11 protein-coding genes and 1 pseudogene are annotated in these 12,815 nt (G+C 65.9%); 8 read left to right on the forward strand and 4 right to left on the reverse strand.

Annotated elements, in window-relative coordinates:
* Positions 1 to 53: 53 nt before the first annotated feature.
* A complete protein-coding gene (locus tag ACESK8_RS01745; protein WP_347125429.1) occupies positions 54 to 674 on the forward strand; it encodes a DUF305 domain-containing protein in 621 nt (206 codons plus the stop codon).
* 4 nt (positions 675 to 678) lie between these two features.
* Here the strand turns inward: ACESK8_RS01745 and ACESK8_RS01750 are convergent, their stop codons facing one another.
* Positions 679 to 1,560 carry an NAD-dependent epimerase/dehydratase family protein gene (locus ACESK8_RS01750; RefSeq protein ID WP_347125431.1) on the reverse strand — a complete coding sequence of 294 codons (882 nt, stop codon included), beginning with the start codon at positions 1,558 to 1,560 and terminating at the stop codon, positions 679 to 681.
* A gap of 259 nt (positions 1,561 to 1,819) precedes the next feature.
* Between ACESK8_RS01750 and ACESK8_RS01755 the strand changes: the two genes are divergently transcribed.
* The 4 genes and pseudogenes from ACESK8_RS01755 (at position 1,820) to ACESK8_RS01770 (ending at position 3,576) form a co-directional block, all read left to right on the forward strand.
* Positions 1,820 to 2,326, forward strand: coding sequence for a sigma-70 family RNA polymerase sigma factor (locus tag ACESK8_RS01755; RefSeq protein WP_347125433.1), 507 nt, complete (start codon positions 1,820 to 1,822; stop codon positions 2,324 to 2,326).
* A gap of 17 nt (positions 2,327 to 2,343) precedes the next feature.
* Positions 2,344 to 2,427: pseudogene (locus ACESK8_RS01760) on the forward strand (zf-HC2 domain-containing protein); the annotation flags it as partial.
* A 36-nt stretch (positions 2,428 to 2,463) separates the two neighbouring features.
* On the forward strand, positions 2,464 to 3,015 hold the full coding sequence (locus ACESK8_RS01765; protein ID WP_347125435.1) for a hypothetical protein: 552 nt from the start codon (positions 2,464 to 2,466) through the stop codon (positions 3,013 to 3,015).
* A gap of 195 nt (positions 3,016 to 3,210) precedes the next feature.
* Entirely contained in the window at positions 3,211 to 3,576 is a 366-nt protein-coding gene (locus tag ACESK8_RS01770; RefSeq protein WP_372967019.1) for a hypothetical protein, read from the forward strand.
* A gap of 77 nt (positions 3,577 to 3,653) precedes the next feature.
* Here the strand turns inward: ACESK8_RS01770 and ACESK8_RS01775 are convergent, their stop codons facing one another.
* Entirely contained in the window at positions 3,654 to 4,673 is a 1,020-nt protein-coding gene (locus tag ACESK8_RS01775) for a putative sulfate exporter family transporter (RefSeq protein ID WP_347125439.1), read from the reverse strand.
* Between the two features lie 78 nt (positions 4,674 to 4,751).
* On the opposite strand from ACESK8_RS01775, the gene ACESK8_RS01780 reads away from it, so the two are divergent.
* Positions 4,752 to 5,657 (forward strand): LysR family transcriptional regulator, encoded by a 906-nt coding sequence (locus tag ACESK8_RS01780; protein WP_347125441.1) that lies wholly within the window; start codon positions 4,752 to 4,754, stop codon positions 5,655 to 5,657.
* On the opposite strand, the gene ACESK8_RS01785 is transcribed toward ACESK8_RS01780, so the two are convergent.
* Both ACESK8_RS01785 and ACESK8_RS01790 read right to left on the reverse strand, forming a co-directional pair.
* The gene (locus ACESK8_RS01785; protein WP_347125443.1) at positions 5,635 to 7,932 is read right to left on the reverse strand and encodes a heavy metal translocating P-type ATPase; all 2,298 of its coding nucleotides are present in this window, start codon (positions 7,930 to 7,932) and stop codon (positions 5,635 to 5,637) included. The two genes, ACESK8_RS01780 and ACESK8_RS01785, sit on opposite strands and share 23 nt — an antisense overlap.
* Positions 7,929 to 10,004: a cytochrome c oxidase assembly protein gene (locus ACESK8_RS01790; RefSeq protein ID WP_347125445.1), complete on the reverse strand. Its 2,076-nt coding sequence runs from the start codon at positions 10,002 to 10,004 to the stop codon at positions 7,929 to 7,931. Before ACESK8_RS01790 ends, ACESK8_RS01785 begins: the two co-directional genes overlap by 4 nt.
* Before the next feature lie 228 nt (positions 10,005 to 10,232).
* Here ACESK8_RS01790 and ACESK8_RS01795 point away from each other — a divergent pair, with 228 nt between their 5' ends.
* Positions 10,233 to 10,595: a metalloregulator ArsR/SmtB family transcription factor gene (locus tag ACESK8_RS01795; RefSeq protein WP_347125447.1), complete on the forward strand. Its 363-nt coding sequence runs from the start codon at positions 10,233 to 10,235 to the stop codon at positions 10,593 to 10,595.
* Positions 10,596 to 10,667: 72 nt separating this feature from the next.
* On the forward strand, positions 10,668 to 12,728 hold the full coding sequence (locus ACESK8_RS01800) for a cation-translocating P-type ATPase (protein ID WP_347125449.1): 2,061 nt from the start codon (positions 10,668 to 10,670) through the stop codon (positions 12,726 to 12,728).
* Positions 12,729 to 12,815: the final 87 nt, after the last annotated feature.

Consider the following 12,815-nt stretch of genomic DNA (forward strand, 5'->3'; position numbering starts at 1 on the left):
GTCGCCGCACTGGAGGACGTGGCCTCATCCGAATCCGGCGAACGCGTTGGCTGATGGCTGTGGTGGCTGTCGGGTCCGCGCTCGTGCTCGCGTTCGCGGTTGGACGATTCTCTGCGTCAGGCGGGCCGCCCACCATTGTCGCAGAGCCAAATCGCGCTGATGTAGGGTTCGCGCGAGACATGCAGGTACATCACGCCCAGGCGGTCGAGATGGCGATGATCAGTTACCGGGACACCACGGATGACGAATTGCGTGTGCTCGCCTACGACATCGCCACCGCCCAAGCCGGACAGCGCGGCGAGATGTTCGGATGGCTCGTCTCATGGGGCAGGCCGCAGGCCGGAGAGCCGCTCATGACGTGGATGGGCGACGCTGATACCGGGCAGCATCATGGATCCAGCGGAAGCGAAACCACCGCAGACCGTGAAGCTGCGATGGGAATGGCGACCAGCGAGGAAATCGCGCAGCTGCAACAGGCTCGTGGGGACGCTCAAGACTGCCTGTTCCTAGATCTCATGATCCGCCACCATCGCGGCGCGATCGAGATGAGCGATGCCGTCGTCGAGCTCGGTGCGGACCCCCGGCTCCTCGACACGGCAAAGCAGATCTCGCAGAATCAGTCGGCGGAAATTGCCGCCATGACAGACCTCCAGAAGCGATTGAACTGCGGCTGACGTCTCAGTCGGTGTAATGCCCCTCGTTGATCTCCGTGATGAGCGTGGGGTGCTTCGGAGCCCACCCGAGTGACTCCCGGGCGTGCCGGCCGCTCGCTTGCTGGTCGAGGAGCAGGGCTTCGCCGAAGGCGCCCAGACGCTCGACCGTCCGCGCAGTCGATTCCGGAGTGACCTTTCCATTGAAGCCACGGACGCGGCTGGCGGCCTCTCCGATCTGCAGGACAGTGGGGTTGTGACCGCTGGCGCCCAGGTACACCGCTCCGTGCGGGGCCTTTTCGAGCGCGAGAACGTACAGGTCGGCGAGGTCGTCGACATGTACTGTGCCCCAGTGCTGCGTACCGTCTCCGAGGAGCTGCAGGCCCGGCGGGGAACCGATGGCGTCCGCGCGGGTGACGATGTTGGGGATGCCGCCGCCGTGACCATAGACGATGGCTGGTTCCACGAGAACGGCGCGGATCCCTGAGGCCGTGAGGATGCGTCGATCGATCTCGGATCGCCAAGCCACGAGCGCGGGCGGATCGTGAGGTGTTTCTTCGGTGAGATCGCTTCCGGATCCATGGATCCAGATTCCGCCGGTACGGATGAATGCCGCGCCGCGGTCCCCGAGACCTGCGAGCACGGCGTCGGCGAACTCGTTGTCCGCATCGCTGCTGGTTTCGTCGCCGGGGGTCGCAGCGTGAATGACGGCATTCACTGTGTTGGCGAGCTCGGTGACGAGGCCGGCGTCGCGCATGTCGCCGACGGCCGGAGCGACGCCGGCGCGACCGGCTGCGGTGGCGGCGTCCTCGGTGCGCACGAGCGCGGTGACCTCGTGACCGGCCGATGTCAGTGAGGTGAGAATGGCTGAGCCGATGTAACCCGTCGAACCAGTGAGGAGCACTTTCATCGATATTCCTTCCAGATGAACCTCTTATACCCTACCCCTGAGGGGTAGGACGGGCGAGGGTGGTGGCAGGTCTTGCGGAGTAGACGCAATACAGGGCGATACCGGCATCGGACGCGAGGCCAGGGCGGGTGTGCTGTTCTCCTCGGACTCGCCCCAGCTTCGAGGCCCCACATCGACTGACGAGAGATTGAACTCCGCGTCCGTCTCTAACGTGGATGAGGTGAGGTGTTGGACGAGCTGAAAGGGTGGAGATCGTCGGATGAGGCAGGCTCGCGCGCAGGCCCTGAGGCAGTTGCATGAGCGGCATGCTGCACCGCTGTGGCGATACGTCGTCTCTTTGACAGGAGATGCGTCCGAAGCGGACGATGTCGTTCAAGAGACCCTCATCCGGGCATGGAAGGCGCCACGAATTCTCGATGAGCCGCCCGAAGACGTCGGCGGGTGGCTCTTCACCGTCGCGAAACGTGTCGTCATCGATCGTGTCCGAAGCGCCCAGCGACGCCATGAGAGCACCACGAACCGGGTACCGGACCGTGCCGTCACCGATCGTGTCGACCAGATGCTCGACGCAATGCTGATCGATGACGCGCTGGCGTCGCTCAGCGAGAACCACCGTGAGGTGATCGTACGCGCCTACTTCGGTTCTCTCACGACCGCGGAACTCGCCGACGAATTGCAGATCGCAGAAGGAACCGTGAAATCCCGCCTGCACTATGGGCTTCGCGCCTTGCGGTTAGCGTTCCAAGAGAGAGGAGTGAGCAGATGAGTGAAGAGCATCGTGCGATGGCGGAATGGGACGCGGCATACGTTCTCGGCGCCCTCACCCCAGTCGACCGCCGCCGATTCGAAGCTCACCTCGAGGGATGCTCGGAATGCCGCGATGCCGTCGGATCTCTCGCTGGCATGCCCGGACTGCTCGCGCGGGCCGATCTCAGCACCGCAGACGGGGCCGACCGAACGGACAGCGGTGACCAGGCCCGGCCTCCCGCGGACCTCGTCGAGCGCACCATTCAACGGATTCGGCGCAGACAGGTGCGCCGTGTGCGAGGCGTCGTGGCCGGTCTCGCTGCTGCCGCCGTTGTCATCGGCATCATCCTTATGCCCGGCATCGTTGCCCCGGACCGGCCGGATGCGGTAATCGCCATGGATGCTGTCACTGCCACCGAGATGGTTGCTGATGTCGAATTGCGAAGCGTCGCATGGGGGACGAGCGTCCGGATCACATGCGACTACCCCGAAGGCGGTGAGTGGGGTGACGAGAACGGCCCCTGGTCCTACACTCTCGTGATCACAGACGCGAACGGTGGGCTCCGTGAAGTCGCCAGCTGGAGCGCCGTACCCGGACGCGAGATCACCCTGGACGCGGCCACCGCTATGGAACTCGATGACATGCAGACGCTCGAGATCCGCACAGCGAAAGGGGAGACGGTCCTCAGCAACCCGCTGCACGGGTGAACCCAGGGCACCCTGACGTCGTGTTCCCAGTAGTCGCGACCGCGACGATCACCGACGAAAGGACCTGCCCGATGAAGATGAAACTCGCGAACCACCCTTGCAGTGCTGGCGATCTCCGGCCTGGCGCTCGCCGGGTGCGCCTCCGACGGGACCGGAGGCGGTGCAGAGGCCACCGACCCACCATCGACACCCCCGATGGAGGAAACTCCTGCCGGCTTCACCCTCACGACAGCAGACACCGAACTGGGCGAAGTCATCGTCGACGCCGACGGGAATGTCGTCTACCATTTCGACAAGGACACGCAGGGGGCTGATGCGTCGGCGTGTGCAGGAGAATGCGCTACCAAGTGGCCCGCCGTCCCCGCCGATGCGGACGTCGAGCTCGACGGGGTCTCGGGCGAGACCGGAACGATCACGGGCGTCGACGGCGAAGACCAGCTGACGCTGAACGGGTGGCCGCTGTACTACTTCGCAGGGGACACCGAAGCAGGTATGACGGCCGGGCAGGGCCTGATGGACGTTTGGTGGGTACTCGACCCAGCGGGTGAGCCCGTCCACTGATGTCATCCGTGCGGGCCGTCCTCACGACGAGGACGGCCCGCATCGCTCTCCGGCGAGGGTCCGCGACCCCCGCCACCTCAGCCCAGATATCCGGTGACAAAGAGCGCCGCAACCGCAGTGCCCGTGACGAGTATCGAGAGGATCCCGCCGAGGATCAAGGGACGCCACCCCGCAGTCCGAACCGCCGAGATGTTCGTCGACAATCCGATGCCGGCCAGAGCCGCGGCGATGAGTGTGGTGCTCACCGTCAACCCTGCGGCCTGCACTACGGGCGAGACCCATCCCACCGAGTTCGCGACGGTCGTCAGAAGGAACCCCAGCAGGAACCAGGGAACGAGCCGGTTGGGTTTGCGCAGCAGATCCCTGGCAGATGCCCCTGAGCGGCGGGCCTCGAGCAGTGACAGCCCGATGGACACCGGAACGATCATCAGCGTTCGGACCAGCTTGACGATGACAGCGAATCCGAGAGCCGAGGCTGCGAACGCGCTCGCAGCGGCAACCACCGAGCTCGTGTCGTTCACGGCAGTGCCCGCCAAGAGCCCGAAAGTGTGCGCATCCAAGCCCATGAGATGCCCGAGGATCGGAAACACCACTGCAGCGATGATGTTGAACACGAAGATCGTACTGATCGCATACGCGATCTCACCGCTCGCTGCCCCGATCACCGGTGCGACCGCGGCGATCGCGGACCCCCCGCAGATACCCGTCCCCACACCGATGAGGGTCCGCAGACGCGCCGCTATTCCCAACGCCCGGCCGATCCATATTGCGCCAAGCAAGCAAACGGTAAGGGAACTGAGCATCACCGGCAACGACTCCACACCGACCTCGGCGACATCCCGGAGAGATAGCTGGGTACCCAACAGCGTCACGGCCACCTGCAACAGCATCTTGCTCGAAAACCCCACCCCGGGCAATACCGCCGTCCCCGGCCGACGGATCGCGGCGATCACGAATCCGATGAACACTGCAGGAAGAGCGCTGCCTACCACGGGAAGAAAATGCCCTAAAACGAGCGAAACAGCAGCGATGAGAAGACACAACCCGACTCCCGGGCTGAGAGTGCGGACGCGGTCGATCACGGCAGACAGATTCACACCAGCCAGTCTCCTCGGCGGCTAGACCCCGCGGGAATCTGCCCCGACTGGATACCCCCACAAGGTTAGGCTGTACCCGTGGTCACGCTCCCGGACATCTCGGCCCTCAGGCTCCTGCAGCGCGTCCTACAGGACGGATCAATCTCCGCTGCCGCCCGGGGACTCGGTATCTCGCAGCAGGCCGCGTCTACCCGGATACGCGCGATGGAGCGATCCCTCGGTCTCGAGCTGCTTGTACGGACGCCCGCAGGCGTCCGCGCCACCGCCGACGGAGAAGTCTTCGCCGCATGGATGCAGGATCTGCTCCATTCCGCCGACACGCTCGCAGACGCCGTCGATGGTCTCAGGGGCACGCAGATGCGCGAGGTCACGATCGCCGCAAGCCAAACCGTCGCTGCGCACCTGCTCCCCACCTGGCTGCTCAGAGTACGCCAGACCCAACTCGCCGCCGGCCGTGAACCCACGACGATCCGAATACGGGCGACCAATAGTCAAGACGTGGCAAGGCTGGTACGCGAGGGACAGGCCTCCGTCGGGCTCATTGAGACCCCGGATCTGCCTCGCGACCTTTCACACGCAGTCCTCGTGGAAGACGAGCTTGTCGTTGCAGTCGGGACGTCGGACCCAGCTGCCCAGAACACGCAGATTCGTGTTTCCGACCTTGCCTCTGTGCCACTCATCACGCGCGAACCCGGCAGCGGCACACGACTGGCCTGGGAGCACGCCGCTCACGATGCCGGATACACCCCGGCACCGCCCGCAATCGTCATGGATAACTCTTCAGCAATCCGGTCGGCCGTCCAGGCAGGGATCGCCCCCACAGTCACGAGCGCGCACGTGATCGCGGACGACGTTCGGCTCGGACGCATCCTCCAGATCCCGCTGGACCCGCCCGTTCGCCGACCCATCACCGCCATCTGGCGGGGAAGCGAACGAGACCTCGGCGAATACGCCCGCGAACTCATCCGGGCTGCCCGCCTCTGAGTTCGGTCTCAGGGGCACTGACCATGTGAGGAGCGGAGTCCAGCCGCGTATTCTGCAGGCGCAGGCTGTTGTAGACGACGAGGACGGATGAGAGGGACATCGCGGCCGCAGCGATGAGGGGATTGAGCAGGCCCGCTGCCGCGATCGGAATGGCGGCGATGTTGTAGCCGAAGGCCCAGACAAGATTCGTCCGTACCGTGCGAAGAGTCTTGCGGGAGAGGACGATCGCTTCAGGGATCGCGCGGAGATCTTCGCGGATGAGAATGATGTCGGCGGCCTTGAGCGCGATGTCCGATCCTGAGGCCACCGCGATACCCAGGTCGGCCGTGGCGAGAGCGACAGCGTCGTTGATGCCGTCGCCGGCCATCGCGACGCGCGCGCCGTCCTTTTGCAGGGCACGGATGGCGTCGGCTTTCTGATCCGGGAGCACCCCTCCGCGCACCGCGTCGATACCGAGAGCGCGCGCAATCCGTTCGGCGGCGGGCTGGGAATCTCCGGTGAGCAGGATCGTGCGCAGCCCCTCGGCGTGCAGAGCATCGACAGCGACCGCGGCGCTGGGCTTGATGGTGTCACTGAGCGCGACGACGCCGAGGAGCGCGCCCTCCCGGACGACCGCGACGACGGTGTGGCCGTGCTCTTCTGCCCTGGCGATAGACTCGCGTGCGTCTGCACTCACGGGGATACCCCGCGAGTACAGGAGCGCTGGACTTCCGACGATGACCTCACTGCCGTCGACGATGGCCGCCGCACCAAGTCCCGGGAACGCATGGAAACCAGAGGCTGTGGGCGGTTCGAGCCCGTGATCCTGAGCAGCCTTCTCGATGGCGCGTGCGATCGCGTGTTCGGAACCGCGCTCGACGGCGGCTGCGAGCCTGATCGCATCGCGCTCGTCGGCATCGATCGCGATGACGGCCGCGACGGACATGGCACCTGTGGTCAACGTCCCGGTCTTGTCGAGCACGACGGTGGTGATCGTTCCGCTGGATTCTAGGGCATCGTGGCCCTTGATGAGGATGCCGCGGCTCGCGCCGCGTCCGACGCCGACCATCAGCGCCGTCGGCGTCGCCAAGCCCAGTGCACACGGGCACGCGATGATCAGCACACTGATCGCCGTTCCGATGGTCTGGGCGAGCGGGGATCCGGCCCACGCCCATCCGGCGCCGACGATGATCGACAGCACGATGACGCCGGGGACGAACCAGACCGTGATGCGGTCGACCACGGTCTGCACGCGCGCCTTGCGCGCCTGCGCCTGTTCTGCCAGATAGGCCATCTGAGCGAGACGCGTGTGCGTGCCGACCGCAGTGGCGGTCACGGCAATGCGATTGTCCGTGCTGATCGTGCCACCGACCACTGCCGACCCGGGGAACACCGTGGTGGGCAGGGGCTCTCCCGTCATCATGCTCGTGTCCACCGCCGCGGTGCCGTCGAGGACGATGCCGTCCGCGGCGATCGTCTCGCCGGGCCTCACGACGAAGGTGTCATCCACCCGGAGCTGCTCGACCGGCACGCGGGACTCGATGCCCTCGCGCACGATGCGCACGTGAGTGGCCGCGAGAGCGTTGAGCGCCCCCAGAACGTCTCCCGCTCGACGTCGTGAGCGCGTTTCGAAGTACCGCCCCGACAGCTGGAGTGTCGTCATCCCGGCCGCGACGTCGAGGTAGACGGCATCCGCGCCTGTCGGCGTCGCGCCGAACCCGAGCCAGAATCCGCTGCCGGAGTTGTGCCCGATGTCGAAGATCAGGGTGGCGATGGCCCAGCCGAAGGAGGCAACGATCCCAAGAGAGACGAGAGTGTCCATGCTGACCTGACGATGCCGCAGGTTCCGCAGCGTCGCACGATGGAACGGCCATGCCGCCCAAGTGACGATCGGTACGGTGAGGAGCACACAGAGCCATTCCCAACCCGGAAAGCGCCACTGGGGAACGAGCGCGAGCACGATGGTGATGTCCATCAGCGGTACCGTCAGGAACGCGGCGAGGATGAGGCGTCGCCGCAGCGCGGTGATCCGCGACTCGGTGGTGCGTCGGGACCAGGCATCGTCAGAGCCCTGACGTACGTGCGCACCGTAGCCCGCGTCCTCGATTCGGGACACTGCAGCGCCTAGATCGTGCGACGGCAACCCGACGATTACGGCTCGCTCTGTGGCGTAGTTCACCGACGCGTGGACACCGTCGAGCTTGTTCAAAGTGCGTTCGACCCGCGCAGCGCAGGCGGCGCAGGTCATGCCGGAGATATCCAGCTCGATGGGCGGGGTCATTTCTACAGCGGTCATCGTTCTTCCCCGCCCCTCTCATCGGCAGTGCTCCGGGTGTTCGAGAGCCGGGCCAGCATGGCGTTGTATTGATCGAAATCGGGATCCAGGCCGGCATCCATGTGGCGGTCCTTGCGGCGGGCCTCTCGGCTGTCCTGACGCGCCCACTGGATGCCGAGGATGATCACCACGATCATCAGCGGGATCTCGCCCCCGGCCCAGGCGACGCCGCCGCCCATCGCCTGAGAGGCCGGGAGATCGGCCCAGGGCATGGAGAGATACCGGTAGAAGTTCTCGGCGATGAGCGTATCGCCGCCGCTGCCGGTCATCAGGATGACGCCGAAGAACGCGTGGAACGGCATGGCTGCGAGAACGAACCCGAGTTTGCCGACGTGAGGAAGAGATCGAGGAGGCTTGTCGATGCCGATGATCAGGCTGTAGTACAGGTATCCCACGACGAGGAAGTGCACGTTCATCAACTGATGACCCCAGTGGAAGCGCATCAGCTCGCCGAAGAGCCCGGTCAGATACAGGCCGTAGTAGGAGCCCACGAACAGCACGAACACGAGGAGCGGGTTGTACAAAAAGTGCAGTACCCGCCATTTCAATACCCGCGTGAGCCACTCGTGTGCTCCAGCGAGCGGTCCGCCTGCGCTGGTGGCACGCAGCAGCAGGGTGACGACACCACCGAGGGTGAGGATTGCCGGTGCGAGCATGTTCAAGCTCATGTGCACGATCATGTGCACTCCGAAGTCCGCCCCGGAATACTTGCCGAAGCCCGAGCTCGTGGCGATCACTACCAGCGTCCAGCCGACAATCCATGCGGCCGTGCGTCCGGCCGGCCACCGGTCGCCGCGGCGCGACAGCATCCGCACCGCCACCAGATAGACGCTCACCGCCGCCGCGGAGACACCGACGAAGAGAAGGTTCGGGCGCCACTGTGTCAGTAGCGCCGTCATCCCCGGCGCCTCGGGCAGGTCGAATCCCAGAAACACCTGCGAGATGCTGGTCGGGACGAAGTACTGTGGCGGCGGCTCGCGCGTCATCGCCACGGAAACGCCGATCCAGCCCGCCACCGCGAATCCGGAGACGAGAAGCAAACCATAGATCCGGCTTTCGCGCAGCACTCCGCGCCGTACCCACACCATGTACAGTGCCGCTGCGACGATGATCGCCGCCAGGCACAGCCATCGTGCCAGCATGAGCCCGCCCGTCACGGAGTCGAAGAGGCCTGTGCCTGCAAGCTTGAACACCGTCAGCACGCCCTCGGTGACGACGATCACCGGGACAGCGATCATCGCGATTGCGGCGGTCCGGCGCAGCGTCGGGATCGCGATCAGCCGCCCAGACATCGATCGCACGAGCAGCACGGCGAGAACACCGAAGAACAGGACGACGCCGATGGTCTGGAAAACAGCGGCGTCGCCGCCGAAATCATGATTCGGGCCCACCAACACCTGACCCGACACCACGGGAGCAAGCGCTCCGATCATTGCTGCCCCCATCGGCACCAGCAGTCCTGTCCACCGCGCCGCAACGAAAGAAGCAAAGAAGACGACGGTCGAGGCGAGGAACGCGACGGTCCACGCTTTCGGCGCATCTGAAGCGCTCCAGAGGAATGGCAGCGCATTCGGCTCGGCGAGGCGCTCTACAGAGACGCCGTTGGCGTCGAAGGCCGTGAAGACGACGAGCAGTCCCGCACAGCCAGACCACAGGCCCGCCGCTACACGCAACACCGTGATCTCCAGCGACTCCTCCACCGTGCGTGTCGCCCTCGACGTTCCCACCCGGAGGAACAGGGCATATGCCAGCGCTCCGATTGTCACGAGTGCCGACGTCTCCGCCGCGCTGCGCAACACGGATGTGCTGACCCCGGTCAACAGACCGGGAAAACTCCGAAAGAGACGGTCGTACGGCGCAGCCCCTTGAAACACGGTGACCAGAACGGGCAACCCGATGATCAACACGGCCGCTATCGTCGCGCTGATCATCACCACCGTGACGCTTCGCGGCACTACCCTCGCCTCGCTGCCCGCCTCCGAGACTGCGCCGCTCTTCTGGGCATGTTCGTTGTATCGAATGTCTTCTGCCATTCTGTCCAGTTACCTCCACGACGCGGCAGGAGGGAGAACGCACATGTCGCCGTCGCCCCTACCGGCCAGGGCGCAGCACGAAGGCAATCCGTCGACAACGCCTGTTGCGTGCCACCGCTGATCGCTTCCTGCACCCGGACAGCTGCGGTCAAATCGCTCGTTCTCATCACCGCAATTCGATGATACCCCCCATTGTCGATAGATCAGCATCTAGTGTATGGTCACCCTATGCTGACTATTGCCTCACGTGTGGACGCGATGAATCGACTCGGCCGTGCCATGGCCGATCAGACCCGATCTCGGATCCTGCTGTCTCTGCTCGAGTCCCCGGGTTACCCTGCTGTGCTGGCACGCGACCTCGGCCTCACACGCACGAACGTGTCCAACCATCTTGCCTGCCTACGCGGGTGCGGCATCGTCGTCGCCGAGCCCGAAGGGCGGCAGACACGGTACGAGATCGCCGATCCGCATCTCGGCGTCGCCCTCGGCGCACTGGTCGACGTCACCCTCGCCATCGACGAGAGCGAGGAGTGCATCGACCCCGAGTGCACGACACCCGGGTGCGGTGCCGCCGCGATTACGGCCTTCTAGAGCACGTCGCTGCCAGACGCATCGCGAAGTCGATCGTGCCCAGAAACAGAGAACCCGACGAATGGAGACGCGATGAGCGCCGAATGCTGCGACCTTGATGAGCCTGCGCCGAGGAAGGAATCACCGAAGCCCTCGGACACGGATGGTCGTCAACCGGACGGGGAAGGGGATGCGTGCTGCGGGCCCGCGCTCCCTCCGCTGTTCGGCAGCGGCCAGGCCGCCGACGAGCCTACGTCGCGGCCACGATGGTGGCGAGACATCGCCCTGCTGCCGTCGGCCCTGTCCGGCCTCACCCTCGCCGTCGGATACGGGCTGGAGTGGGGCGGCGTCGCCGTGGGGGCGACGGCACTGCAGTGGATCGCGCTCCTTGCAGGCGGATACACCTTCGTCCCGGGGACGATGCGACGGCTGATTCGCGGACGAATGGGCGTGGGACTGCTCATGACGATCGCCGCTGCCGGTGCCGTGCTCCTCGGTCACGTCGGGGAGGCGGCCGCCCTCGCCTTCCTGTTCTCCCTCGCCGAGGCGCTGGAAGATCGTGCCATGGATCGAGCGAAGGAGGGCCTGCGGGCGTTGTTGTCGCTGATACCGGAGACCACGCGCGTATCGCGGTTCGGCAGAGAGGAGATGGTTCTCGTCACCGACGTGCGGGAGCGGGATGTCCTCGTCGTTGGCGCCGGCGAACGGGTCGCCACTGACGGTGTCGTCGTCAGCGGCTCCTCGAGCCTCGACACGTCTGCCGTGACGGGTGAGTCCATCCCTGTGCCCGCCCGCCCCGGCGACCCGATCCCCGCAGGTGCGGTCAACGGCTCCGGCACGCTGCGGATCGAAGCGACCGCCGACGGCAGGGACAATTCGCTCACTCAGATCGTGGCGCTGGTGCAGCAGGCGCACGCACGCAAGGGGGAGCGTGCGCGGCTCGCGGACCGGATCGCCCGCCCACTGGTGCCGACAGTGCTCGTCGTCGCCGCGTTGGTCGGAGTCTTCGGATTCATCGTCGGCGACCCGACCACCTGGATCGAGCGGGCTCTGGTCGTCCTGGTGGCCGCGTCCCCGTGCGCACTGGCGATTGCCGTGCCGGTCACGGTGATCAGCGCTATCGGCTCCGCGTCGAAGTACGGGGTGGTCATCAAGTCCGGGCAGGCGTTCGAACAGCTGGGGACCATCCGCATCGTCGCGTTCGACAAGACCGGAACCCTCACCCGCAACACGCCTCAGATCGTGGAAGTCGTCGCCAGCGGACGCACGCAGGAGCAGGTTCTCTCCCTCGCTGCCGCGCTGGAGTCCTCCAGCACCCATCCTCTCGCGTCCGCGATCCTCGCCGCCGCTCCGGGCGTCCAGCCGGGGCGCGACGTCGAGGAGGATGCCGGGAGCGGACTGACAGGATACGTCGACGGCACCCGGGTGAGAGTCGGAAGCACCCGCTGGATCGATCCCGGCACGCATCGCGAAGTCGCCGAGAACATGGCGGAACAGGGTATGACGGTTGTCGTCGTGGAAGCGGACGGGCGATTCGCCGGACTCATCGGCGTGCGTGATGAACTGCGGCCTGAGTCGGCGGAGACCGTCCGGCTGATGGCGGAGATGGGGATCGAGACGGCGATGCTCACCGGTGACAACAGTCGCACGGCCCGCGCGATCGCCGCTGAGGCGCGCATCGCGGACGTTCGGGCCGAACTGCTGCCGACGGACAAGGCCGATGCCGTCATGTCTCTGGCAGTGAGGTCCCCTGTGGCTATGGTCGGCGATGGCATCAACGACGCGCCTGCCCTGGCGTCCGCCACCGTGGGGATCGCTATGGGCGTCCAAGGCTCTGCGGCAGCGATCGAATCCGCCGACGTCGCCTTCACCGGCCACGATCTCAGGCTCATCCCCGGGGCGCTCTCCCATGCGCGGCGCGGAAGACGGATCATGACGTGGAACATCGGCCTCGCCCTGGCGATCATCGTCGTCCTCTTCCCGCTCGCACTGTTCGGAGTTCTCGGTCTGGCCGGTGTCGTCCTCGTGCACGAGATCGCCGAGGTGCTCGTCATCCTGAACGGCGTCCGCGCCGCTCGCCGGCCGTCCGTAGCACGGAAGCTCGACCCGCCGACCGCCGTGCCGACGCGCGAACGGGAGCGCGTCGGGGCCTGACCTCGCCGTGACGGCGTTCGCTCATCGCACGCCCTGGACCATGCGTCGGGGCGTGCGATGTCCTATGACGGCGCGCCATAGGGGATG

It is taken from the genome of Microbacterium sp., assembly GCF_041641055.1.
Classification (GTDB): Bacteria; Actinomycetota; Actinomycetes; order Actinomycetales; family Microbacteriaceae; genus Microbacterium.